The sequence below is a fragment of the Streptomyces sp. NPDC006365 genome (assembly GCF_042870755.1).
GTDB lineage: Bacteria > Actinomycetota > Actinomycetes > Streptomycetales > Streptomycetaceae > Streptomyces > Streptomyces xiangluensis.
Genome location: NZ_JBIAHS010000003.1, coordinates 520,795 through 543,877, shown reverse-complemented (window position 1 = coordinate 543,877; position 23,083 = coordinate 520,795). Strand labels below are relative to the sequence as shown.

22 protein-coding genes are annotated in these 23,083 nt (G+C 69.8%); 10 read left to right on the top strand and 12 right to left on the bottom strand.

Annotated features, from left to right (window positions below):
• Window positions 1–36: 36 nt before the first annotated feature.
• Window positions 37–1,122 (bottom strand): WD40/YVTN/BNR-like repeat-containing protein, encoded by a 1,086-nt coding sequence (locus ACFYO0_RS11750; protein ID WP_388673730.1) that lies wholly within the window; start codon window positions 1,120–1,122, stop codon window positions 37–39.
• Window positions 1,123–1,333: 211 nt separating this feature from the next.
• On the opposite strand from ACFYO0_RS11750, the gene ACFYO0_RS11745 reads away from it, so the two are divergent.
• A complete protein-coding gene (locus ACFYO0_RS11745) occupies window positions 1,334–1,912 on the top strand; it encodes a hypothetical protein (protein WP_388673728.1) in 579 nt (192 codons plus the stop codon).
• 94 nt (window positions 1,913–2,006) lie between these two features.
• Here ACFYO0_RS11745 and ACFYO0_RS11740 read toward each other — a convergent pair whose 3' ends face one another.
• Window positions 2,007–3,086 carry an NADH:flavin oxidoreductase/NADH oxidase gene (locus tag ACFYO0_RS11740; RefSeq protein WP_388673726.1) on the bottom strand — a complete coding sequence of 360 codons (1,080 nt, stop codon included), beginning with the start codon at window positions 3,084–3,086 and terminating at the stop codon, window positions 2,007–2,009.
• A gap of 192 nt (window positions 3,087–3,278) precedes the next feature.
• Between ACFYO0_RS11740 and ACFYO0_RS11735 the strand changes: the two genes are divergently transcribed.
• Window positions 3,279–3,638, top strand: coding sequence for an ArsR/SmtB family transcription factor (locus tag ACFYO0_RS11735; protein ID WP_388673724.1), 360 nt, complete (start codon window positions 3,279–3,281; stop codon window positions 3,636–3,638).
• Here ACFYO0_RS11735 and ACFYO0_RS11730 read toward each other — a convergent pair.
• From ACFYO0_RS11730 to ACFYO0_RS11720, 3 genes are all read right to left on the bottom strand, one after another.
• Window positions 3,558–4,955 carry a nucleobase:cation symporter-2 family protein gene (locus tag ACFYO0_RS11730; RefSeq protein ID WP_388673722.1) on the bottom strand — a complete coding sequence of 466 codons (1,398 nt, stop codon included), beginning with the start codon at window positions 4,953–4,955 and terminating at the stop codon, window positions 3,558–3,560. The genes ACFYO0_RS11735 and ACFYO0_RS11730 overlap by 81 nt on opposite strands.
• Before the next feature lie 108 nt (window positions 4,956–5,063).
• Window positions 5,064–6,419 carry an FAD-dependent oxidoreductase gene (locus ACFYO0_RS11725; protein ID WP_388673720.1) on the bottom strand — a complete coding sequence of 452 codons (1,356 nt, stop codon included), beginning with the start codon at window positions 6,417–6,419 and terminating at the stop codon, window positions 5,064–5,066.
• 206 nt (window positions 6,420–6,625) lie between these two features.
• Window positions 6,626–7,273: a DUF305 domain-containing protein gene (locus ACFYO0_RS11720; protein ID WP_388673718.1), complete on the bottom strand. Its 648-nt coding sequence runs from the start codon at window positions 7,271–7,273 to the stop codon at window positions 6,626–6,628.
• Between the two features lie 214 nt (window positions 7,274–7,487).
• On the opposite strand from ACFYO0_RS11720, the gene ACFYO0_RS11715 reads away from it, so the two are divergent.
• Window positions 7,488–8,999, top strand: a complete 1,512-nt coding sequence (locus tag ACFYO0_RS11715) for an LVIVD repeat-containing protein (protein WP_388673716.1) — start codon at window positions 7,488–7,490, stop codon at window positions 8,997–8,999.
• On the opposite strand, the gene ACFYO0_RS11710 is transcribed toward ACFYO0_RS11715, so the two are convergent.
• The 5 genes from ACFYO0_RS11710 to ACFYO0_RS11690 form a co-directional block, all read right to left on the bottom strand.
• On the bottom strand, window positions 8,978–9,688 hold the full coding sequence (locus tag ACFYO0_RS11710) for a TetR/AcrR family transcriptional regulator (RefSeq protein WP_388673714.1): 711 nt from the start codon (window positions 9,686–9,688) through the stop codon (window positions 8,978–8,980). The two genes, ACFYO0_RS11715 and ACFYO0_RS11710, sit on opposite strands and share 22 nt — an antisense overlap.
• A 131-nt stretch (window positions 9,689–9,819) precedes the next feature.
• On the bottom strand, window positions 9,820–10,512 hold the full coding sequence (locus tag ACFYO0_RS11705; protein WP_388673712.1) for an HAD family hydrolase: 693 nt from the start codon (window positions 10,510–10,512) through the stop codon (window positions 9,820–9,822).
• Window positions 10,513–10,522: 10 nt separating this feature from the next.
• Window positions 10,523–11,239 carry a phosphatase PAP2 family protein gene (locus tag ACFYO0_RS11700; RefSeq protein ID WP_388673710.1) on the bottom strand — a complete coding sequence of 239 codons (717 nt, stop codon included), beginning with the start codon at window positions 11,237–11,239 and terminating at the stop codon, window positions 10,523–10,525.
• Window positions 11,240–11,307: 68 nt separating this feature from the next.
• Window positions 11,308–12,243, bottom strand: coding sequence for a M56 family metallopeptidase (locus tag ACFYO0_RS11695; RefSeq protein WP_388673708.1), 936 nt, complete (start codon window positions 12,241–12,243; stop codon window positions 11,308–11,310).
• A 93-nt stretch (window positions 12,244–12,336) separates the two neighbouring features.
• A complete protein-coding gene (locus ACFYO0_RS11690; RefSeq protein WP_388673706.1) occupies window positions 12,337–12,879 on the bottom strand; it encodes a DUF5134 domain-containing protein in 543 nt (180 codons plus the stop codon).
• Window positions 12,880–13,102: 223 nt separating this feature from the next.
• Here ACFYO0_RS11690 and ACFYO0_RS11685 point away from each other — a divergent pair, with 223 nt between their 5' ends.
• The 6 genes from ACFYO0_RS11685 to ACFYO0_RS11660 all read left to right on the top strand — a co-directional run bounded on the left by ACFYO0_RS11685 (window position 13,103) and on the right by ACFYO0_RS11660 (window position 20,061).
• Window positions 13,103–13,633, top strand: coding sequence for a MarR family winged helix-turn-helix transcriptional regulator (locus tag ACFYO0_RS11685; RefSeq protein WP_388673704.1), 531 nt, complete (start codon window positions 13,103–13,105; stop codon window positions 13,631–13,633).
• A 144-nt stretch (window positions 13,634–13,777) separates the two neighbouring features.
• The gene (locus ACFYO0_RS11680) at window positions 13,778–14,914 is read left to right on the top strand and encodes a LacI family DNA-binding transcriptional regulator (RefSeq protein ID WP_388673702.1); all 1,137 of its coding nucleotides are present in this window, start codon (window positions 13,778–13,780) and stop codon (window positions 14,912–14,914) included.
• Between the two features lie 25 nt (window positions 14,915–14,939).
• The gene (locus tag ACFYO0_RS11675) at window positions 14,940–16,184 is read left to right on the top strand and encodes an extracellular solute-binding protein (protein ID WP_388673700.1); all 1,245 of its coding nucleotides are present in this window, start codon (window positions 14,940–14,942) and stop codon (window positions 16,182–16,184) included.
• A 20-nt stretch (window positions 16,185–16,204) separates the two neighbouring features.
• On the top strand, window positions 16,205–17,155 hold the full coding sequence (locus ACFYO0_RS11670) for a carbohydrate ABC transporter permease (protein ID WP_388673698.1): 951 nt from the start codon (window positions 16,205–16,207) through the stop codon (window positions 17,153–17,155).
• Window positions 17,152–17,979: a carbohydrate ABC transporter permease gene (locus tag ACFYO0_RS11665; RefSeq protein ID WP_386336535.1), complete on the top strand. Its 828-nt coding sequence runs from the start codon at window positions 17,152–17,154 to the stop codon at window positions 17,977–17,979. Before ACFYO0_RS11670 ends, ACFYO0_RS11665 begins: the two co-directional genes overlap by 4 nt.
• Window positions 17,980–18,060: 81 nt before the next feature.
• Window positions 18,061–20,061 (top strand): TIM-barrel domain-containing protein, encoded by a 2,001-nt coding sequence (locus tag ACFYO0_RS11660; RefSeq protein WP_388673695.1) that lies wholly within the window; start codon window positions 18,061–18,063, stop codon window positions 20,059–20,061.
• Between the two features lie 20 nt (window positions 20,062–20,081).
• Here ACFYO0_RS11660 and ACFYO0_RS11655 read toward each other — a convergent pair whose 3' ends face one another.
• A complete protein-coding gene (locus ACFYO0_RS11655) occupies window positions 20,082–20,843 on the bottom strand; it encodes a VOC family protein (protein ID WP_388673693.1) in 762 nt (253 codons plus the stop codon).
• A 167-nt stretch (window positions 20,844–21,010) separates the two neighbouring features.
• On the opposite strand from ACFYO0_RS11655, the gene ACFYO0_RS11650 reads away from it, so the two are divergent.
• Window positions 21,011–21,952, top strand: coding sequence for a GNAT family N-acetyltransferase (locus ACFYO0_RS11650; RefSeq protein WP_388673691.1), 942 nt, complete (start codon window positions 21,011–21,013; stop codon window positions 21,950–21,952).
• Here the strand turns inward: ACFYO0_RS11650 and ACFYO0_RS11645 are convergent.
• The gene (locus ACFYO0_RS11645; protein WP_388673689.1) at window positions 21,928–22,977 is read right to left on the bottom strand and encodes a Ppx/GppA family phosphatase; all 1,050 of its coding nucleotides are present in this window, start codon (window positions 22,975–22,977) and stop codon (window positions 21,928–21,930) included. The genes ACFYO0_RS11650 and ACFYO0_RS11645 overlap by 25 nt on opposite strands.
• Window positions 22,978–23,083 lie beyond the last annotated feature (106 nt).

Sequence of the window (23,083 nt, the reverse complement as noted above, 5' to 3'; positions counted from 1 at the left end):
GCCAACTGCCAACTGCCAACTGCCAACTGCTGGGCCTCAATCGATCACCGCCGCGCGCACGCACAGCACATCCGGCAGATGCGACGCCAACTGCCGCCAGCTGTCCCCGTCGTCGGCCGATGCGAACACCTCTCCGTTGCGGTTGCCGAAGTACACGCCCGCCGGGTCTGCGCCGTCCGTGCACAACGCGTCGCGCAGCACCGTGCCGTAGTGGTCCTCCTGCGGCAGTCCCGCCGAGAGCGCCTCCCAGGTCTTGCCCGCGTCCGCCGTGCGGAAGACCCGGCATCGGCGCTCGGCCGGGACCCGGTCCGCGTCGGCGTTGATCGGGAACAGATACGCCGTGTCTCCGCGGTGCGGGTGGGTGGCCGCGGCGAAGCCGAACGTGGACGGAAGGCCCTCGCCGATGTCCGTCCAGTGGGCGCCCGCGTCGTCGCTGCGGTAGACACCCCAGTGATTCTGCAGATACAGCCGGTCAGGCGTCACCGCGTCCTGTGCGATCTTGTGCACGCACTGGCCGAACTCCGGGTTCGGATCAGGCAGGAACACCGCGGAGACACCGGAGTTGGAGGGCGCCCAGCTCTCCCCGCCGTCCTTCGTACGAAAGACACCGGCCGTGGAGACGGCGACTGTCACCGCCCTCGGGTCGCGCGCGTCCGTGAGGACCGTGTGCAGGCCCTCTCCGCCACCGCCGGGCACCCACTGCGAGCGCGTCGGGTGCTCCCACAGGGGGCGGACGAGTTCGAAGGTCTCGCCGCGGTCCTCGGAGCGGTACAACGCGGCCGGTTCCGTGCCCGCGTACACCACATCCGGCTCGGCCGCCGCCGGATGCAGCTGCCACACCCGCTCCAGCGAAGCCCCCGTGTCCTCGGGGAACTTGACCGCGGGCTTGGCCGGTTCGGTCCAGGTGCGGCCCAGGTCGTCGGAGTGGAACACGGACGGGCCCCAGTGCGCGCTGTCCCCGCCCGCGAGGAGCCGCGGCACGTCACCGCGGGTGTCGATGGCGACCGAGTACACGGCCTGCGCGTTGAAGTACGGACTGTCGTCGAACTCCCAGGCGCCGCCGCGCCGTCGCCCGATGAACAGGCCTTTCCGCGTGCCTACGGTGAGCAGGACGTCGGCCATGCCGACCACCTCCGGACGTCGTTGTCAGCAGACACGGGTCAGTCTGCACCCAGGCACTGACAATCACCTCTGGACGTGCCATCCGAGCAGGTCAGACTGCATTTCGGGGACCAACGGCGATGTGGGGAAAGTCTCCCCGTGAGCACGGGGGCGATCGCTCGCGTATGGGAGGGAGGGGGCTGGTGTGTCGGTGAGGAGATTGGGGCGTTCGATGGCGGCATTCCGTGGTCAGAGGGTGTGGCTGTGGCGATGGCGGCGCAACCCGCTGCGGCGCCGCAGCGACGAACTGGAGTCCTGGCTCCTGCTCGCCACCTGGACCCTGATGCTGGTCACCGGTCTGCTCGCCGGACTGGCGACGACACACGCGGTCGAGAGCAGTCTCGCCCAGCAGCGCGCCGAGTGGCGTCCGGTCCTCGCCCTGACCAGTGAGAAGACACCCGTCACAAGCACATCCGCGGCCAGCCACGAACGTGTCTGGGCCGAGGTGCGCTGGACCGCGGCCGACGGTTCGCCGCACACCGGCCAGGCGCGAGTCGAGCCGGGAAGCACGGCCGGTACCCCCGTCGTCGTGTGGACGGACCGCGACGGCCGCCTCGTCACCAAGCCCGCCAGCGCGTCCCAGGCCGGGCTGCGGGCCGGAATGTCCGGGGTGCTGGTGGGGGCGAGCGCCGCCGCCGTGCCCCTCGGCGGCGGACGGCTGTTGCGCAAGCGTCTGGACCGGCAGCGTATGGAGCAGTGGGACGCGGAGTGGGAGAAGTTCGGCCCTAAGCGGGGGTGGAAGACGGGCTGAACCGAGGGCCCGCGCCGAACCGGCTCGGTGCCGTACGGCCGGTGGTCGGCGACATTGCCGACCGTACGGCAGGTGGTCGGACAGGCCGGGGTGGTCAGACAGACCGGTGGTACTGATCCGGTACGTGCACCTCGCTCCCGAGTTCGCGCGCCGCGTGCCGGGCCCATGAAGGGTTGCGCAGCAGCTCCCGGCCCAGCAGCACCGCGTCCGCCTCGCCATTGGCCAGGATCTTCTCGGCCTGCTCGACATCGGTGATGAGGCCGACGGCGGCGACGGGCATGGACGTCTCGTTCTTCACTCGGGCGGCGAAGGGAACCTGGTAGCCCGGGCCGACGGGGATGCGGACACCGGAGGCGTTGCCGCCGCTGGAGACGTCGAGCAGATCGACGCCATGGGCGGTCAGTTCGGCGGCGAAGCGGACCGTGTCCTCGGCCGTCCAGCCGTTCTCCTCCAGCCAGTCGGTGGCCGAGATGCGGAAGAACAGGGGCTTGTCGTCCGGCCATACGGCCCGTACGGCGTCAACGACTTCGAGGGCCAGGCGCGTGCGGTTCTCGTACGAGCCGCCGTACGCGTCCGTCCGCCGGTTGGAGTGCGGGGACAGGAACTCACCGATCAAGTAGCCGTGCGCACCGTGGATTTCGACGATCTCGAAGTCGGCGTCGAGGGCGCGGCGTGCGGCGTCGGCGAACTGGCCGACGATCTTCTGGATCTCCTCGCCCGTGATCTCGGTCGGCACCGGGTGGTTCGCGTCGAAGGCGAGCGGGCTGGGCCCGAGCGGCTGCCAGCCGTGGGCCTCGGGACCGACCGGAGCACCGCCCTTCCAGGGGCGGTCGGTCGAGGCCTTGCGGCCGGCGTGCGCGAGTTGCACGGCCGGCACGGTGCCCTGCCCCTTGAGGAAGCGCGTGATCCGGCGGAAGGCCTCGGTCTGTGTGTCGTTCCAGATGCCGAGGTCGTACGGAGAGATCCGGCCCTCGGCGCTGACGGCCGTGGCCTCGACGACGATCAGGCCCGTGCCGCCGGTGGCGCGCGCCGCGTAGTGGGCGAAGTGCCAGTCGTTCGCGGCGCCCATGCCCGGGCCCTCGGGCGCTGCCGAGTACTGGCACATCGGGGGCATCCAGACCCGGTTCGGGATGGTCAGATCGCGCAGGGTGTAGGGCTCGAAGAGCGCGCTCACGGCGGACTCCAATCGTCGCGGGGCCGGGTTACGACTCGTACGATAGGCATCGTAGTACGGGGAATGTCAAACTACGAGAGTTCTCGTACAATGGAATCCTCCGGGGCGATGGAGCCCCCAGAAGCCTCGGAGACTGCCGGAATCTCCGGACCAGAAGGCCTGAGCACCCTGAGCGCAAGGACTGGAGCCGCCGTGACGACCGCCACCCCGAGCAGCAGCAGCCGTGAACTCCCGCACCCCACACGCGAGGAGATCCGGCTGGAACCCGTGCTGCACGCCCTCTCCGACCCGATGCGGCTCCAGGTCGTACGAGAGCTCGCCGCCGACTGCGGCGAGCTCTCCTGTTCGCATTTCGACCTGCCCGTCACCAAGTCCACGTCCACGCACCACTTCCGGGTGCTGCGCGAGAGCGGAGTGATCCGGCAGGTCTACCGGGGCACCGCGAAGATGAACGGGCTGCGCCGGGACGACCTAGACGATCTCTTCCCGGGGCTTCTCGACAGCGTCCTGACCGCCGCCGCTCGTCAGGCCGTCCGCCTCGGGGGCAGCTGAACCGCCCTTCGAGGGAAGGTGGTTGAAGAGCAGGTTCAGCACGATCGCCGTCAGGCAGCCCGCGCTGATCCCGCTGTTCATCACTGTCTGGAACCAGTCCGGGAACTTCTCGTAGACCGTCGGCACCCCGACGGGCAACATTCCCACAGCGACCGAGACGGCCACGACAGTCAGGTTGTCGTTGCCCTTGAAGTCCACTTGGGCCAGCGTCCGCAGACCGCTCGCGGCGACCGTCCCGAACATCACCAGGCCCGCGCCGCCGAGCACCGGCGCCGGGATCGCCGCGACCACCGCACCCAGCTTGGGCAGCAGGCCGAGCAGAACGAGCATGCCGCCGGCCGCCGCCACGACCCAGCGGCTACGGACCCGCGTCATGCCGACGAGGCCGACATTCTGCGCGTACGCCGTGTAGGGGAAGGTGTTGAAGACACCGCCGAGCACCGTGGACAGGCCGTCGGCGCGCAGACCGTCGGCGAGCGGGCGAGGCTCGACCTTCCGCCCGGTCATCTCGCCGACAGCGATGAAGTCACCCGTTGTCTCGGTCATGGTTACCAGAGCTACGACCAGCATCGACGCGATCGCCGACGCCTCGAAGGTGGGTGCGCCGAAGTGGAACGGCGTACTGATCCCCAGCCAGTCCGCGTCCCCGACCCCGCCGAAGTCCGTGAAACCGAAGGGCACCGCGACGGCGAGGCCCACGACGATGCCGATCAGTACCGCGATGCGGCGCAGGAACACCGGGGCGAACCGCTGCACGGTGAGCACCACCGCGAGCACGAAGGCCGCCAGCGCCACGTTCTTCGGCTCGCCGAAGTCCTCCGCGCCCACGCCGCCTGCCGCCCAGTTGCCCGCCACCGGCAGCAGTGAGAGTCCGATGATCAGGATCACTGTGCCGGTGACCAGCGGAGGGAAGAACCGCAGCAGTTTTCCGAAGACCGGTGCCAGCAGAATGATCGCGAGGCCGGCGACGATCACCGACCCGTAGATCGCGGGCAGTCCGCCGCCACCCGTGCCGATCAGCACCATCGGCGACACGGCCGCGAACGTGCAGCCCTGCATGATCGGCAGCCGCACCCCGAAGCGCCAGAAGCCGACGCACTGGATGAGCGTCGCGACACCGCACAACAGCAGGTCGGCCGTGATCAGGTATGCCATGTCCGCGGGCGACAGCTTCATCGCACTGCCCACGATCAGCGGGACGGCCACAGCGCCGGCGTACATCGCGAGCACGTGTTGCAGTCCGAAGGCGGCGAGTTGGCGGACGGGTGGGACCTCGTCCACGGGGTGCACTGGGCGTGCGGGGGTGGTGGATGGCATGGGTACTCCAGGAGCGGCGGGGAGCGGGGACTGTTCGTGACCGTAGAGGGCTTAAACAGTTTGTTGATTTCCTGCCTGTTGCCACCAGGTGTCATGCCCAGGCGAGAGTCAGTGACTCTGTTGAACCGATCGGGCCGCTTCCATCAGTGACTGCCAGTCGGGCAGCTTCACCACGCTCCGCCCGAGCGAGGCACCCAGCTCCGCCTCTGCCCGCTCGATCGCCAGCCAGCCCGACCACTCGACCGGCCGCAGGCCCTCCGCGCGGAGTACCGCCAGCGGATCGTCCGGCACCTCACGCTGTACGAGTTCGGGGGCGTCCTCCAGCAGTGAGGTCACCGTCTCCTTCGCGCAGGGACGGTTGGTGCCGATGACGCCCGTCGGGCCCCGCTTGATCCACCCGGCCACGTACTCGCCCGGCGCCACCGAGCCGTCGCGCAGGACCCGTCCCGCGAGATGCGGCACCGTGCCGTGCTCCCCGTCGAACGGCAGGCCTTCCAGCGGCACCCCGCGATAGCCGACCGAGCGCAGGACCAGCTGCGCCTCCACGTCTTCGTACTGGCCTGTGCCCACCACGCCGCCGTGCCCGTCAGGCGCCGTCCGCTCGAAGCGCACCGTGCCCACGCGTCCCCCATCGGGGAGCAGCTCGACCGGGCGCAGGAAGAAGCGCAGCCGGATCCGGCGGGAGCCGCCACGCGGTGACTGTGTGGCCCAGCCGCGCAGCACCTCCACGTTGCGGCGCTGGGCGGCGGGGAGCGCGGAGGGGTCTGCGTACGCCGGATCGAGCGCCAACTCCTCGGGGTCCACGATCACTTCGGTGTCGGGCAGCGCGCCCAGCTCCCGTAGCTCCTTGGTGGTGAAGCGGGCCTGCGACGGGCCGCGCCGCCCCACCATCTGGATGTCCTGCACCTGACTGTGGGCCAGCGCGGCGAGTGCTCCCTGCGGCATGTCGGTGGGGCTCAGCTCCGCGGCGCCGCGGGCCAGCATCCGGGTCACGTCCACCGCCACGTTCCCCACGCCGATGACGACGGCCGCACGCGCGCCGAGCACGAAGCCGTCTGCGACAGCATCCGGATGCGCGCTGTACCAGGACACGAACTCGGTCGCCGACCAGCTGCCCGGCAGCTCCTCGCCCGGCACTCCGAGGCGCCGGTCGGCGGCGGCTCCCACGCAGTACACGACCGCGTGGTACAGCTCCCGCAGCCGGGCGGCGGGCAGCCCGTGCGGGCCGACCTCGATACCGCCCAGGAATCGCACCCGTTCGTGCTCCAGGACCGTACGCAGATTGTTCTGCAGCGACTTGATCTTCTCGTGGTCGGGTGCCACGCCGTACCGCACCAGTCCGTACGGGCACGGCAGCCGGTCCAGGACGTCCACGCGGACCCCGGGCACCTGGCTCTGCTGGACGAGACTCTGCGCGGCGTAGACCCCACTCGGCCCCGAACCGACCACGGCGACGTGCAGCACGGCGGAACTCCTTCCCGGCAGGAGAACGAGGAGATCGCTGCTCCTTCCAGAATCGCACCGACCCGCTCCCCACGGGAGGCCAAGAACGCGTCACTACGCCACCGGAGTGCATCACCGCGTGGCCGGCACGACCCACTCCGAAGCCGCGCGCCACCGGCGCCCGCCACCACGCCGGGCGCCGCCCGCGCCGCGCCGAGCCGTCAGGGTCAGGGCATGTCCCTCATCTTGTTGATCTCTGTCGTCTGCTGGGCGATCACGTCATCGGCCATTTCGCCGATCTGGACGTTGTTGCCTTGCGCGAGCACATCCGTGGCCATGGTGATGGCGCCGTCGTGATGGGTGATCATCAACTTGAGGAACAGTTCGTCGAAGGCCTCGCCCTGAGCCGCGCGCAATTTTTTCAGCTGGGCCTCGGTCGCCATGCCCGGCATCACCTCATGGTCGTGCCCCTGGCTCTTCTTCTCGCCGCCGTGAGCCTGTTGCCAGCCCTTCATGACCTCGATCTCAGGCCCCTGCGCGGCCGCGATCCGCTCGGCGAGGCGCTTCACCTGGGTCGACTCGGCGCGTTTGGGGGCGAGTTCGGTCATGTCCAGGGCCTGGGTGTGATGCTCGATCATCATCCGCGCGTAGGCGAAGTCCGCCGAGTTGGGGGAGTCGTCAGGCCGCCGCTTCTCGGCGTCCTCGGCGGAGAGCGTCTCGGCCGCCTCGCCCGGTTTCCCCGGAGCGATCACCGAAGGACCCTTGCCCGACGCGGACTTGGGCTCGTCGTCCGAACCGGTGCAGCCGGCGAGCGTGAGCACGGCGACCGTCACGGAGGCGGTGACCACGTGACGGTACGTACGACGGATGAGCACAGTGGCCTCCTGTGGCACACGAAATGGCGGACACCTTGTGGGTGTTGAGAACCGTCCTACCCCGTTGCCGATCGTCAATGACGCGTTGCCGTTCGTAAATGATCAGACGAATTCGTTACGGCTGCATTGCGCCCTGTTGTTCTGAGCATGATGAAGACGATACTGCGGTGGTGCCTTAACCGTTCAACTGCGAACGGCTACAAGGGAGGACGCAGTGACCCTGTTGAACAACCACCGAACACGGCGCAGACGCCTGGGAGTTGTCGCCACCGCGGCCGGACTCCTGGCCGCGCTGCTCACGGCCGGTCCGGCGGTCGCCACCCCGGACCCGGGGGACACGCCGGCCACCCCGGACAAGGTCTCCAAGAGCACGGCGGCCGAGGTCAGGGAAGCGATCGAGAGCGGCGACATACCGGGCAAGGACGAGATCGTCCACTCGGACAACATCACCCACCTCGGCAACATCCCCAAGGACGCCCTGCCCGGCACCAACTCGGACCTGGCCTTCCAGGGCAAGTACGCGTACGCCGGCAACTACGACGGCTTCCGCGTCTTCGACATCAGCAACCCGAAGGCCCCGAAGACGGTCGCCCAGGTGCTCTGCCCCGGCTCGCAGAACGACATCTCCGTCTCCGGCAACCTGCTCTTCCTCTCCACGGACTCCTCGCGCAGCGATAACTCCTGCAACAGCACCTCGCAGCCCGCGACCGAGAAGTCCTCGTGGGAGGGCATGAAGATCTTCGACATCAGCGACAAGCGCAACCCCAAGTACGTCGCCGCCGTCGAGACCGCCTGCGGCTCGCACACGCACACGCTGGTGCCCGAGCGCCGGAACGTCTACGTGTACGTCTCCTCGTACTCTCCCAGCGCCACCTTCCCGGACTGCCAGCCGCCGCACGACGGCATCTCGGTCATCAAGGTGCCGCGCAAGGCGCCCCAGAAGGCGGCGGTCGTCGGCTTCCCGGTGATCTTCCCGGGTGAGGGTCCCGACGGCGGCGGCAACCCGGGCTCGCCCACCAACCCGGGCGTCTCCAAGACCACCGGCTGCCACGACATCACCGTGCTGCCCTCCAAGGACCTCGCCGCGGGCGCCTGCATGGGCGACGGCATCCTGTTCTCCATCAAGGACCCGGAGAACCCGAAGGTCATCGACCAGGTCCAGGACAACGTGAACTTCGCGTTCTGGCATTCGGCGACCTTCAACCAGAGGGCCAACAAGGTCGTCTTCACCGACGAGCTGGGCGGCGGCGGCGCGGCCACCTGCAACGCGGCCATCGGCCCGAACCGCGGCGCCGACGGCATCTACGACATCGTCGGCAAGGGCGACAAGCGCAAGCTCGTCTTCAAGAGCTACTACAAGATCCCGCGCCACCAGGCGGACACCGAGAACTGCGTGGCCCACAACGGCTCGCTGATCCCGGTCAAGGGCAAGGACCTCATGGTCCAGGCCTGGTACCAGGGCGGCGTCTCCGTCTGGGACTTCACCAACTCCTCGAAGCCCAGGGAAATCGCCTACTTCGAGCGCGGTCCGATCTCCACCGACACCCTCGTCGGCGGCGGCGCGTGGTCTGCGTACTACTACAACGGCTACATCTACTCGAACGACATGGTGAAGGGCTTCGACGTCCTGAAGATCAGCGACCGGCGCACGGACCCGGCGAAGTGGATCCGTATGTCCGAGCTGAACGTGCAGACGCAGCCGGACTACTTCGACTGGCGAGGCTGACCGGCCTGACCGGCCCGGCCTGCCGCGTCGGCTTCACGGCCCTGGGGCGAGAAGAACCGTGACAGGTCCTCGCCAGAAGTCCCGCCGGGCGCCTCGGCGCCCGGCGGGACACCCAGCTCCCAGTCGAGCCGGTAGCGCTTGAACAGCTCGGCCCGCAGGGCCGCCAGAGGCATCGGGACGCCCGGCACCAGAGCCGCGTACACCGAGCCCATCAGCAGTGCCCGCAGCATCGGATAGTCGGTGGCGGGATCCGGCGAACCGTACCGGCTGACGGTGTCCCTGAGCAGTTCCGCCAGGCGTTGCTGCTCCGGGCACTGTACGAATCCCTCGGCCTGCAGGATGCCCGCCATGTGCTGGCGCATCAGCACGGGATGGTCCCGGGTCAGGCCCAGGGTGGCGTCGATGGCGCGCGCCATGCGCTCCCGGCCGTCCTCGGCGCGCGGCTCGCGCTCCAGCGCCTCCTGGAGTGTGCAGGCCATCAGCCGGTGGACAGCCGACTGTACGAGCTGCCGCTTGCCCGGGAAGTAATACGAGACGAGTCCGCGTGCGGAGCCCGCGCGATCCGCGATGTCGCCAAGTGTTGTCGCCTCGTAACCATGCGCGCTGACCAGCTCAAGTGCCGCCTGCAGCAGCCTTTCCCGGGATCGCCGCCGCAACTCTTCATTGACCGAGCGGCTGCGCGGGGACATCCTGTAACTCCTGGGTTGACTGGCTGCCAGCCAACTATACTCAGCGCGTCCACGGCGGCCCCGTCCCAGGGGTCCCTTCGGACTGCCGTCCGCCTGGGCGACGCGGGGGATCGTCCAGGCGGACGGGAGATTCAGCCGACCAGCTCCAGGACCGGGCGGAGCCCGTCCGGACGCTGCGAAACCGGCAGATGGTCGACGAAGTGCACCCCGCAGCCCAGGGCCGCCGCGCCGCCGTCCGCATGGCGGTCGTCGCCCACCATCAGCGCCTCCCGTGGATCGACGCCGAGTGCGTCGCAGGCGGTCGCGAACAGGCGTGGGTCCGGCTTCTGGATGCCATGTTCGTACGACAGGATGAATGCGCCGACGTACTGGTCGAGGCCGTACTCACGGAAGACGGGCCGCAGATCCCAGCCGATGTTGCTGACCACACCGACCGCCACACCGCGCTCACGCAGCGCGCCCAGCACCTCGGCCGTGTCGGGGTACGGGCGCCAGGCGGCCGGTGTCATATGGCGGTCGTACAGCGCGTCGTGCAGGGCGGGATCAGGCAGCGGCACCTGACGTGAGAGGCCGGTGTACGCGGCCCGGTGCAGCTCGGCGCTCTTGTCGCGGATCTCCCACACGGGCGCGAGCTCGTCGGGGATCGGCCCCGACGGGAAGGATCCGCCCGGCAGCGCGCCCACCGCCTCCAGGTGCCGGGCCGCCCGGATCAACTCGGGCCCTGTAAGGGAGATTTCGGCCTCGGCCAGCACCGCGCGCAGCCAGGACTCGGTGGATTCGATACGGAAGAGTGTTCCGGAGAAGTCGAATAAGACAGTAGCCACGCGCTGGACCCTACCGGTGTTCCTGGTCCACGAGTGGCTGTGGCGCATCGGTCGAAGGCGTCCGAGACCGCTCGTACGACACCACCGTCAGCGCGACGGTCAGGGCGCCCAGCAGCCAGCCGCCGAGCACGTCCGTCGGCCAGTGCACGCCTGTCCACACGCGGGTCAGGCCCACGCCGATGACGGAGACCGCCGCGACGGTGGTGGCGATACGCCACAGGACGCGTCCGGCGCCGTACAGGTGCAGGAGCCAGAGCAGCAGGCCGCAGACCACCGCCGCCGTCATGGCATGGCCGGACGGGAAGGCGGCGTAATGGGCCGAGTCCACGGGGTCGCGCCACACGGGGCGCTCCCGGCCGACCGCGGCCTTCATGCCCTGCTGAAGCAGAGTGCCGAGCAGGGTGACAGCTCCCAGCCAGAGGGCGGGCCGCCAGGCCGAGCGCCGGATGATCAGCCAGAGCACGGTCGCGGTGGCCAGGGCACGCATGGTCCAGGGGTCCCACACCCAGTCCGTCAGGATACGGGCCGTCTGCGTGACGTCGGGTTCGTCGACCGCCCACTCGTGCGTCGTACGCGCGATATCGCCGTCCAGGTCCATGAGCGGGTCCCAGGACAGGGTGACCAGCGCGATCAGCAGCACGGAGGGAACGGCGAGGGCCACCGCGACGCGAACGGCGGCTGTGGGGGCCGCTGTGCGGGGTGGCGAGTCGAGGGTGGGGGAGTGCATGTATTGATCCTCGCTGACCGGTGGGGAGGAAGGCCAACTCCGTTGCGTACGTCCTCTTGAACGCTGGGTTACCCCAGCGCCCGCAGCCCCGGCACGAACGCCACCAGCAGTGGAATCACCGGCACCAGCGCCGCGGACGCCGTGAGCCGCAGCCGATGGACGGGCGGAAGGCGGTCCGGGGGAGTGAGCAGGCGGTTGACGCGCTGCGGGACGTGGGCCTGCGGTGTGGGGCAGGGGCCGAACACGCCCCGGTCCTCGTTCAGTTCCACCAGCGCCAGGGCGGTCGTCAGCCGGCCGAAGCGGCGGGACGCCATGTCGTCAGCAGCGAGCTCGACCAGTCGGTGCATCTCGTCGCGGAACGCCGCGAACACGGGTACCTGCGGAAACCCGTTGGCCAGCGCCGCCGAGGAGTGCAGCAGCCAGTCGTGCCGGGCCCGCGCGTGCCCCTGCTCATGGGCGAGCACGGCGTCCAGCTGGCTCCCCTTCAGACGGCGCAACGCGGCGGTGGTGATGACGAGTTGGGGCGCCGCCCCGGCCAGCCACCAGGCATCCGGACGCTCGCCCTCCAGCACGACGAGCCGGTCGCCGGCGGGCTCCTCGCCGGGCAACAGTGGGGCGCGTACGCGGAGTTCGGCCCGCTCGCGGCGGCGTCGCGCACGGGCCCGTACGATCTCGCGGACCAGCATCGCCGCGCTCCACAGGCCGCCGCAGGCGAGCGCCACGGCGGTCACCGCGGCCCAGGGGCTTGCTTCGGCGAGCGCGTAGGCGTCCACGACGTCGTGCGGGGCGGGAGCGAACACATGGCCGCGCACCGCCTGCCAGGCGGCAGCCGCGCTGAGGGTCATCGAGAGCACGCAGCACAGCAGGATCGCCACCACCACGCACTGCCACACCCACAGGGCGACCACCGGCTCGCGGTCCGCCCAGCCGGCTCGGGCGAGCAGCCGCGGAGCCAGGACGGCGGCCAGGGCGCCGAGCAGCAGCAGTGCCGCGGGGACCATCATGGGAGCAGCCTATTTGCGCGGTGCCGCGAGGGGATACGGGCTGCCGGGGCAAAGTGACACAGACCACGATCTCGTGCAGTCCCTGGCTGCCCGTCACATGGTGAGCAGCATCGCCAGCATCCCGATCCCCATCGAGAGCCGGCAGGCCTGAGCCAGTTCCGGGCGATCGGCCAGTCCGGCCGTGCGGGTGCCTCGGGTGCCCCCTTCGGGTCCGGCGACGGCGACGGGCACCAGCCGTGTCCCGGTCCACAGCACGTACCCGGTGAAGTACGCGAGGAGTGTCCCTGTCAGCGCGGGCGGCCCCGAGTGTGTCCCGCCTGCCATCACCGCCGCCATGTAGACCATCGCGGACGCTCCCACCAGGTGGTGAAGGTGATGCCGGTCGGCCCGCGCCGTCCACAGGGCCTGCAGCGCGGCCATACCGAACACGGCCGCAAAGGCGAGCCAGGCCCAGCGCGGGGGCGTCAGCACGGCGGCGGGCACGGCCATCGCGGCCATGCCGAATCCCATGAGGGCCTCACCGCCCGCCGTGCGCCGCTGCTCCTCGACGGAACTGCGCATCCGTAGCAGACAGTAGGCCCCGGTCGCCGCGCACAACGCGACGAGCAGCCAGAGCGCCGACACCGGTCCGTGCACCCCACACCTCCCCGATCAACGGTGTTTCGGACAGTCCGGTCGAAGGGATGCCCTGGCCTGCTCGCGTGCACGCGAGCGCAGGGGTGTACTCGGGGAGCGTGCGGGGGTGCACCTGCCCCGGGAGCGGCTGCTGCGCGCCGGGCAGGCCGGACGCCGTACGCTCGCAACGACGAATACGACGACAGGACTGCCAAGGACTGCGGGCACTCGGGGGCGCACAGGCATGACGACAGCGAACGGGCGGGCGATAGCGGGGGACACCGTCGCGGCGGTGGTACGGCAGTGGCGGACGGTCCGTCCCGACCTCGACACCGGACCCATAGAGATCATCGGCCGTATCAACCGTTGTGCCGCCCTACTTCAGCAGGCGGAGGACGCCCCGCTGCACCATGCCGGTCTCACCCGCCCCGAGTTCGAGCTGCTGGCCGCCCTGCGCCGCACCGGCCGTGAGCTGACCCCCAGTGAGCTGGCCCGTGAGACCTTCTCCTCGGGCGCCGCCGTCACCAAGCGGCTCAAGCAGCTGACCGGGCGCGGCCTCGTCGAGCGCCGCGGCGACAGCCGTGACCGGCGCGTCGCCCATCTGCGTCTCACGGACGCCGGACGCGAACTCGTCGACGAAGTCGTCCCCGAACAACTCGCGTACGAAACGGCCGTGCTGTCCGGGCTCGACGCCTCGACGCAAGGCGAACTCGGCACGCTTCTGGGGGAGTTGCTGGGCCGACTGGAAGAGCGACTGGGCGCGCCGCGGGTCTGAGCGCTTCCGTCGCGTCAGAAACTTTTTGGTTACCGACCGTTGACATGAGACCTATGTCACTCCTACGTTCGGCACGCCGGTTCGGAGAACCGGTTGACGTGCGAAATGTCGAACGACTCTGGGTGTGGGGGAGGTGTGTCCGCGATGTCGAACCGGTTCGACGAGATGGCCGAAAGCAGCCGCACCTCGGTGCAGGCAGGCAGCGGCACCCCCGCGCCCAAAGGCAGTCGCATTCCTGTGAACAGCGGCAGTCCCAGCCCCGTCAACATCGGCGAGATCGCCCGCCTCGCCGGTGTCTCGCGCAGCACGGTCTCGTACGCCCTGAGTGGCAAGCGGCCGATCTCGGAACGGACCCGGCTACGCATCCAGCAGGTCATCGACGAGCACGGCTTCCAGCCCAACGCCAGCGCCCGCGCCCTGGCCCACGGCCGCACGCAGACCATCGGCGTGGTGTTCCCGCCGGCCGGACGGCGCTACACCGACATGCAGCTCGACTTCCTCAGCGCGGTGATCGACGCCGCCGCCGCGCACGACCACGACGTACTGCTGTCCCGCAGCGGTGAGGGCTGGGACGAGGCCTTCGACCGGCTGGTGGGCCAACGCCGCGTGGACGGCGCGATCCTGATGGAGATACGCGTCCAGGACTCGCGGGTGGACCGGCTTCTCGGTACCGGGTTCCCCTTCGTCACCATGGGGCGGACCGCGGACCCCGACGCGCTGTCCTGGGTCGACATGGACTGGACGGAGCTCACCGCCCGCTGCGTACGGCATCTCGCCGAGCTCGGTCACCGGAGGCTCGCCCTGGTGAACCGGCCGCGGGAGTTGTTCGCCGTGGGGTACGAGGCCGCGCACCGAGCCGTCGACGGCTTCCGGACGGCCGTGGCCGAGCTCGGGCTGACCGGCGAGATCCATCACTGCGGGGACGACGCGGCCTCCGGCGAGGCGGTCGTCCGGGAACTCCTCGACCACGACCCGTTGACCACCGGGATCGTGGTCCTCAACGAGGCGGCGCTCGTGGGCCTGTACCGCGGGCTCGACCGGGCCGGACTGTCCGTGCCCGGCGATGTCTCGGTGACCGGCGTCGTCGGCGCCCGCTGGGCCGAGACGGTCACCCCGATGATGACCGGCTTCGACAACTCGTCGGACGTCATGGGCCGGCTCGCCGTGGACCTCCTGCTGGCACGACTGGAGGGCTCCTCGACGGCGAATCCCCGGCAGCACCTGCTCACCCCCGAACTCACGGTCCGCGCGAGCACCGGCCCCGCGCAGACGCGCAGTTGATCCACGCACCCTCTGGGAGACGCACATGTCGAACCGGTTCGACCGCCGCTCGTTCATGCGGATATCGGGCTCTGGAGTTCTCGCCGCGGGCCTGGCCGGCCCGCTCACCGCCTGCGGCGGCTCGGAGAGCGGCTCGTCCGGCTCGAACGAGCTCGTCTGGTGGGACTACCTCGTCGAGGAGGCCCGCCAGCCCGGGATGAAGGCTCTCATCGCCGACATCGAGAAGCAGGTCGGCGTGAAGATCACCCGACGGACCTTCCCCTTCGCCGAGCTGGAGCCCGCGATCATCAAGGGCGCCGCCTCCGGGGACCTGCCGGACATCGCGATCGTCGACAACACCTCGATGAACTCCTTCGTCCCGCAGGGACTCCTCACCGACCTCACCGACCGTGTGAAGGAGTGGGGCCAGTCGAAGGCGTACTACGAGGGCCCCTGGAACAGCGGCGTCATCGACGGCAAGACGTACTCCGTGCCCAACAACTCCAACTGCCTCTGCCTGTACTACAACACCGAGATGCTCGAGGCCGCGGGCGTCGAACCCCCGAAGACCTGGGACGAGCTCGCCGAGGCGGCGAAGAAGCTCACCAAGGGCGACACGTTCGGATTCGCCATGAGCGCGATCAAGACCGAGGAGGGCGTCTTCCAGTTCGAGCCCTTCCTGTGGTCCACCGGCGGTGACCTGGACACCTTCGGCACCGACGGCGCCAAGGCGCTCGGGTTCCTCAAGGAGTTGGTGGACGCGGGTTCGCTGTCGAAGCAGTGCGTGGGCTGGACTCAGCAGGACGCCAACAACCAGTTCGTGTCGGGCCGTGCGGCCATGCAGATCAACGGGCCCTGGCAACTGCCCGCCCTTCAGGACCAGACGAAGGTCAAGTGGGGTGTCGTCCCGATTCCCGTCGACAAGGAGCCGGCGAGCTGCCTCGGCGGTGAGAACTGGGTGATCCTCAAGACCAGCGGCAAGGCCGATCAGTGCTGGGAGGCCATCGTGCGCAGCCAGGAGAAGACGGTCCTCGCCAAGTACCTCGACGGACTCGGCCTGCTGCCCGCCCGCTCCGACATGGCCGACGCGGGCAAGTGGGCCACCGACCCCACCCTGAAGGTCTTCGTGCAGGAATTCGCCAACGCCCGCCCCCGCTCCTACGGCCCGAACTACCCGCAGCTGTCGCAGGCGATGGCCGAGGCCCTCCAGGCGTCCCTCACGGGCAGCTCCAGCCCGCAGGCCGCCGCGCGGAAGGCCGCGTCCGCCATCACGCCCAAGCTGCAGAAGTAAGGCAGGGAATGAGCCTTCAGGTGAAAGCTCGCGAGCCGCTGAAGGCGGTGGAGAAGACGGAGACCGTGCGGCGCGGCCGTTCACTGGCGGTGCGCCGCACGCGGGCCGGGTACGTCATGTCGGCGCCGGCCCTGCTGTTCCTCGGCGCGACCATGCTCTTCCCGCTGGCCTACAACTTCTGGACGTCCGTCCACGACGTCGCCATCGGCGATCTCCTCACCGGAGACTGGCAGTTCAGCGGCGCCGACAACTACGACAGCGTCGCCTCCGAAGGCGCCTTCTGGCACGCGGTGCGCATCTCGCTGGTGTTCACGGCCGGCTCGCTGTTCTTCCAGTTCACGATCGGCTTCGCGCTGGCGCTGCTGTTCGTGAAGACGTTCCCGCTCGCGGGTCTGTTCCGCTCGCTGATGCTGGTGGCCTGGCTGCTGCCGCCGATCGTCAGCGGCACCCTCTTCCGCTGGATGCTCGACGCCGACGCAGGCGCGTACAACGAACTCCTGCGCCTCGTCGGCCTCGACGCCCTCGCGCACAACTGGCTGACCGACCCCAGCACCGCCCTGCCCGGCGTCATCGCCGCCAACATCTGGGTGGGCGTGCCCTTCAACATGCTGCTGCTCCTGGTCGGCCTGCAGTCCATCGACCCGACGCTCTACGAGGCGGCCGAAATCGACGGCGCCGGACCGTGGCAGCGCCTGCGGCACATCACCGTCCCGATGATGAAGCCGGTCTCGGCGGCCGTGCTGCTGCTCGGCCTCATCTACACCTTCAAGGTCTTCGACCTGGTCTTCGTCCTCACCGGCGGCGGACCCGTCGACAGTACGAGAGTCCTGCCGCTGTACGTGTACGAGATCGCCTTCAAACTCTTCCAGCTCGGCCGGGGCGCGGCCGCGGGCACGCTCCTGCTGGTCATCCCACTGATCGTCGCCATCGTCTACGTACGGCGCCTGCGCAAGGAAGGAGCCGCCTCATGACCCGTACCAAACGGCCCTGGCTGCTCACGCTCGTCGCCGGCGTCATCACGGCCTTCTTCCTGCTGCCGCTGTACTGGATGATCGCCACCTCGCTGAAGAAGCCCGACCAAGTGCTCGTCTCGCCACCGCAGTGGATCCCCTCGCCGTTCACCGGCGACAGCTACTCGCGGGCCCTCGACAAGCCGATGCTCGGCCAGGCGCTGCTCAACAGCGTCGTCATCTCGCTGGGTGTGGTGGCGCTGACGCTGCTGCTCGCGGTGCCCCTGACGTACGCGGTCGCCCGGATCCGGATGCGGGGCTCCGGCGCGATGATCCTGTCGCTGCTGGTGGCGCAGCTGCTGCCGAGCATCGTGCTGGCCGCGCCGCTGTTCATCGTGCTGCGGCAGGTCGAGCTGACGAACACCCTCATCGGCCTGGTGATCGCCGATACGACGCTGACGTTGCCCTTCGCGGTCATCGTGCTGCGTCCACTGGTGCGGGCCATGCCCGTCGAGGTGGAGGAGGCGGCGCTGGTCGACGGCTGCGGCCTGCCGGGGGTGCTGTGGCGGGTCGTACTGCCCGTGATGCGACCGGGACTGATCGCGATCGGCGGCTTCTCGTTCCTGCTCGGCTGGGGCGAGTTCGTCTTCGGGATCACGCTGAACAGTGATCCGAAGGTGCAGCCGGTGACCGTCCTGCTCAACACCTTCGTCGGCCAGACGGGTACCGACTGGGGGCCGCTCATGGCGGTCGCCACGCTCGTCAGCATCCCCGTGGTATGCGTCTTCGCGATGCTCCAGCGCTACATCGTCGGCGGTCTGACCGCCGGCAGCGTCAAATCCTGAGACCACTCCTGAGACCCGTTCTGAGATCCACCACAACTCCCTCAGCGACTGAAATAGCACCGCCCGTACGCAAGGAGATCCATGCCCGTCTTCCGTGTGCTCGACGATGCCCTGGAGGTGCGGCACCGGCACGAGGTGCTGCGTGTCGAGGCCTGGGGTACGGACAGTGCCCGCGTCCGGGTCGCCCAGTACCGCATCCCCACCGACAGCGTCGGCGCCCTCGACACGGCGCCGGAGCGCGGCAGCACCGTGACCGTCGGCGCCGAGAAGACCACGGCCCAACTGGTCAACGGCGAGCTGACCGTCACGGTCGCCTTCCACGGCGCCGAGTCACGGCTGACCTTCACCCGCACCAGTACCGGCGAGGAACTGCTCGCCGAGCAGCCGGAGCACCCATGGGCCCCGGGCGCCCGGGAGTTCAAGGGCAACCGGTCCGGCGCCTACGAGATCCACCAGCGGTTCGCGGCGTACGAGGGCGAGCGGCTCTACGGTCTCGGCCAGCACACCCACGGCCGCCTCGACCACAAGGGCCTGCGGCTCGACCTCGTCCAGCGCAACGGCGAAGTGTCCATCCCCTTCGTGCTCTCCAGCCGGGGCTACGGCTTCCTCTGGAACCAACCGGCCCTCGGCCGGGTCGAGTTCGCCGAGAACGCCACCCGCTGGACCGCCGACCAGGCCCGCGGAATCGACTACTGGATCACGGCCGCGCCCACCCCGCGCGACATCCTCGCCCGGTACGCCGACGCCACCGGCCACGCACCCGAACTCCCCGACTGGGCCAGCGGCTTCTGGCAGTGCAAGCTCCGCTACCGCACCCAGGACGAACTCCTCACCGTGGCCCGCGAGCACAACAGACGCGGACTGCCCATGTCCGTCATCGTCACCGACTACTTCCACTGGTCGGCGATGGGCGACTACCGCTTCGACCCCGCCGAATGGCCCGACCCCCGGGCCATGGTCGACGAACTCGCCCAACTCGGCGTCGAGTTGATGGTCTCCATCTGGCCCACGGTGTCACCCCTGTCGGAGAACTTCGAGGACTTCCGGGACCTCGGTCTGCTCCTCGGCTCCGACCAGGGCGCCGAAGTGCACCACCTGGTCCAGGACAAGGGCATGGCGGCCCGGATGCAGGTCTCCGTCTACGACCCGACCAACCCCGAGACCCGCGCGTACGTCTGGGACCTGATCCGGCGCAACTACCTCGACCTGGGCATCCGCGTCTTCTGGCTGGACGCCTGCGAGCCCGAACTCGACCCGGCCCACCACGAGAACACGACGTTGTACGCGGGTCCCGGCGCCCAGACCGTCAACGTCTACCCCCGCGACAACGCCCGCCTCTTCGCCGAGGGCATGGCCGCCGCCGGACAGCCCGGTACCGTCCTGCTGTCCCGCTCGGCCTGGGCGGGCGCCCAGAAGTACGGAGCGGCCGTCTGGTCCGGCGACATTCCCGCGACCTGGGACTCGCTGCGCGCACAGGTGCAGGCGGGACTGTCCATCGCCGTCTCCGGCATCCCCTGGTGGACCACCGACATCGGCGGCTTCCACGGCGGCGACCCGGACGATCCGGCGTACCGCGAACTGATGATCCGCTGGTTCCAGTACGGCGTCTTCTGCCCCCTCTTCCGCCTGCACGGCGACCGCGAACCCCGTATGCCCTGGGGATACGCGCAGACCGGCGGCCCCAACGAGGTCTGGTCGTACGGCGAGGAGGCGTACGGGATTCTGAAGGAACAGCTCTTCCTGCGCGAGCGGCTGCGGCCCTACCTCCACGAGCAGATGCGGGTCGCGGCGGCCGACGGTGTGCCGCCCATGCGGCCGCTCTTCATCGACTTCCCACAGGACGAGGCGAGTTGGGCCGTAGAGGACCAGTTCCTCTTCGGCCCGGACATCCTCGTCGCACCGATCACGGAACCGGGCGCGCGTAGCCGCGAGGTGTACCTCCCCGCGGGCCGCACCTGGACCGACGCCTGGACGGGCGACGCGTACGACGGGGGCCGGACGCTCACCGTCGAGGCGCCGATCGAACGCATTCCTGTCTTCACGACTCGGGGAGCCGAGCTGCCCCTCAAGGAGAGCGAGTGATGCGCCGGTAGCGGCCGGGCCTATTCCTCGCCTGCGGTGTAGAGACCGAACATCGCCCCCTGCGGATCCCGTGGCACGGCGATGCGCCTGCCGTCCCCGACCGTGGTGGGTTCCATCAGGAGGGTGCCGCCGGCGTCGGTGCAGTCCTGCGCGGTCCTGTCGACATTCTCGACGGCGAAGTAGGGCAGCCAGTGGGATGGCACCTCGTGCGGGAACTTGTCGCCCATCTCCACCATGCCGCCGAAGTCGGATCCCTTGATGCCCCATTGCGTGTACGACTCCGAGGCGTGGACCGTCCAGCCGAACACCGAGGTGTAGAAGGCGGTCACCGCCACGGGGTCGCGCGTCATCAACTCGACCCAGCCGAGCGAGCCCGGCGCGTTGAACAGTCCCGCACCGGGGAAGGACCGCGCCTGCCACAGCTGCAGGGCCGCGCCGCCCGGATCGGTCACCACCGCGAAACGGCCCAGGTCGAACACGTCCATCGGCTCCAGGAGGACATCACCGCCCTCGGCCCGTACGGCCGCCGCGGCCACGTCCGCGTCGGGCACCCAGAACGACACGTTCCAGGCGACGGGCTGCGACTCCTGGTTCAGCGGGGTCAGCGCCGCGACCGGGGCGTCGTCGAGGTGCGCGATGGTGTAGCCGCCCGCCTCCTGACGCGGATCCGTCTCCGGGCGCCAGCCGAAGATGTTGGTGTAGAACCGCTTGGCCGCCTCCAGAGCACTGGTCCCCAGCTCGGTCCAGCAGGGCCCGCCGGGCACCGCCTTGTCCAACTTCATGGCTGTCCTTCCGCCGGAAGCGCTTCTCCCAGCACGCTAAACCCGGCCCCGCAGTCTCGGCCATCCGACGGAAACCCCATCGCGAGCGGGCCCCAGGCGGCGTACGCTCGGCGTCGTACCGCACCTCATGGCGGCCTCCTCACGCTCATCTCCCCGGAGGTCCCCGCATGTCCGCGCTCAAGGTGCGCCCCTTCCGCCGCGACGACCGCGATCAACTCACCGAGCTCGTAAATGCTCATGTCGCCGCCGTCGTCCCCGGTGTCTCCGTCTCCGTGAACACCGTGCTGAGCGAACTCCAGCGTCAGCCCGACGAGTTCATCACCGAACCCTGGGTTGCCGAGCGGGTCACCCTCGTCGCCGAGCAGCGCCAGTACGTGGTGGCCGGCGCGCATCTGCTGCGCTACCGCGCCGACGCCGAGGTCGGCGAGGACTACCGGGACGCCGGTGAGATCAACTGGTTCGTCTGCCATCCGACCGCCTCCTTCTGGCCGGACTCCGAGGACGCCGCCGAGCTGCTGATGGCTGCCTGCGTCGCCCAGCTCGCCCGCTGGAACGTCCGCGTGCGGTATGCCGACGGCGCCCTGCCCGCGCCCGCCGTGTACGGCGTGCCCCGGCCCTGGCCGCACATCCGCGCCGCATACGAACGGGCCGGCTTCCGGCACACGGGCGGAACGGAGGTCATCCTGATCGCAGAGGTGGCCGATCTGCCGTCACTGACGCCGCTTTCCGGTGTTTCCGTCGACCGCACCCTCGGCGAGTGCGGCACCCGCTTCACTGCACGGACAGTCCGGCACGCTGTCGGCTTCATCGAGATCGACACCGCCCTGAGCCGCCCTGAGCGCCACGCCAGAAGCGGCGGCCTCGCCGACATCGGCAACTTCCACATCGAGCAGCCGCTCGACGGCCTGGACTCCTGGCTCCTCGCCCAGGCCGCCCACTGGCTGCGCCTCTGTGGAGTGGAGCGGCTCCTCGCGTACGAGGCCTTCGAGGACACGGAGGCGATCGGACGCCTGACCGCCGCCGGGTTCCATGAGCTGACCCGCACGGATCGCGGCTGGGTGCACCGGCCGACCCGTACGGGCGACTATCCGGCCCCACCCGGGAGTTGAGCGCCCACTGTCGCGGCGTCGTCCCCGCCGACGGAGTGCAGCACCCGTGGCGGCACCGCCTCATGCTCGCGAAGGGAGGGAGCCGTGCCGTCCCACCAGTCGGCGTTGCCGTCCTCGATACAGCGGAGCAGGACGCCCTCTCGCAGCGCCCAGGGGCAGATGGTCACCTCTTCGATGCTCATCAGCTTCATGGTGGTGTGCGCGACGATCGCCCCGGCCAGGGACTGACCGGCGCGGGCGGCGGAGATGCCCGGCAGAGCGGCGCGTTCCGTGGCCGACAGCTCCGCGAGCCGGATTGTGGCCCGGCGCAGGTCGGCACGGGTCATGCCGCGCGGTGTGAAGGGCCCTGACCGGCCGGGCGGCGCCCCGCACAGCCGGCCCAGCTGCTGGAACGTACGCGAGGTGGCGACGGTCGTACGCGGCGCCTCCCAGCGTATGCGGGCCGCGACATCGCGCAGTTGGTGGCGCACATGGCGGCGCAGCGCCCTGATCCTGCGCTCCGACGGCGGATCCTGACCGCGGAAGTACTCGCGGGTGAGCCGGTTGGCGCCCAGCGGCAGCGAGATCGCGAAGTCCGGCAGCTTGCTGCGGCCGAACGCCACCTCCAGCGAGCCGCCCCCGATGTCCAGCATGGCCAGCGGACCCGCACGCCAGCCCATCCACCGCCGCGCGGCCAGGAACGTCAGCTCGGCCTCGACCTCGCCGGGCAGGACGTGCAGCGGCACCCCCGACTCCGCGGCGACCTGGCGCAGGATCTCCGCGCGGTTCGGCGCGTCCCGCACGATCGCGGTGGCGAAGGCGAAGGGCCGCCTGACACCCCACCGCCTGCCCTCGTCCCTGGCGGCCGTGACGGCATCGACGAGACGGGCCACCTGCTCGTTGGGCAGGTGGCCGCCACGCTCGACGTGTTCCGAGAGTCTCAGCCGCCGTTTCGCGGTGTGCACGGGCAGTGGAACGGCGCCGTCCGTCTCCGCGATGACCAGCCGTACCGTGTTCGAGCCGACATCAAGCACTCCCATACGCATCCCTTCCCAGTACCCGGGGCCACGTCCGCCATGCCGTGGGCCCGCGCGCGCCGGCGTGCGCGCCCCCAGAAGGGCCCTCGGGGAACCGTTTCAGCTGGTGCCCCGG

Excerpts from the sequence above, each read along its gene's own strand:
- ACFYO0_RS11750 (WP_388673730.1), bottom strand. The coding sequence starts at position 1,122 with ATGGCCGACGTCCTGCTCACCGTAGGCACGCGGAAAGGCCTGTTCATC.
- ACFYO0_RS11745 (WP_388673728.1), top strand. The coding sequence starts at position 1,334 with ATGGCGGCATTCCGTGGTCAGAGGGTGTGGCTGTGGCGATGGCGGCGC.
- ACFYO0_RS11730 (WP_388673722.1), bottom strand. The coding sequence starts at position 4,955 with ATGCCATCCACCACCCCCGCACGCCCAGTGCACCCCGTGGACGAGGTC.
- ACFYO0_RS11710 (WP_388673714.1), bottom strand. The coding sequence starts at position 9,688 with ATGTCCCCGCGCAGCCGCTCGGTCAATGAAGAGTTGCGGCGGCGATCC.
- ACFYO0_RS11700 (WP_388673710.1), bottom strand. The coding sequence starts at position 11,239 with ATGCACTCCCCCACCCTCGACTCGCCACCCCGCACAGCGGCCCCCACA.
- ACFYO0_RS11695 (WP_388673708.1), bottom strand. The coding sequence starts at position 12,243 with ATGATGGTCCCCGCGGCACTGCTGCTGCTCGGCGCCCTGGCCGCCGTC.
- ACFYO0_RS11685 (WP_388673704.1), top strand. The coding sequence starts at position 13,103 with ATGACGACAGCGAACGGGCGGGCGATAGCGGGGGACACCGTCGCGGCG.
- ACFYO0_RS11680 (WP_388673702.1), top strand. The coding sequence starts at position 13,778 with ATGTCGAACCGGTTCGACGAGATGGCCGAAAGCAGCCGCACCTCGGTG.
- ACFYO0_RS11675 (WP_388673700.1), top strand. The coding sequence starts at position 14,940 with ATGTCGAACCGGTTCGACCGCCGCTCGTTCATGCGGATATCGGGCTCT.
- ACFYO0_RS11665 (WP_386336535.1), top strand. The coding sequence starts at position 17,152 with ATGACCCGTACCAAACGGCCCTGGCTGCTCACGCTCGTCGCCGGCGTC.
- ACFYO0_RS11660 (WP_388673695.1), top strand. The coding sequence starts at position 18,061 with ATGCCCGTCTTCCGTGTGCTCGACGATGCCCTGGAGGTGCGGCACCGG.
- ACFYO0_RS11655 (WP_388673693.1), bottom strand. The coding sequence starts at position 20,843 with ATGAAGTTGGACAAGGCGGTGCCCGGCGGGCCCTGCTGGACCGAGCTG.
- ACFYO0_RS11650 (WP_388673691.1), top strand. The coding sequence starts at position 21,011 with ATGTCCGCGCTCAAGGTGCGCCCCTTCCGCCGCGACGACCGCGATCAA.
- ACFYO0_RS11645 (WP_388673689.1), bottom strand. The coding sequence starts at position 22,977 with ATGCGTATGGGAGTGCTTGATGTCGGCTCGAACACGGTACGGCTGGTC.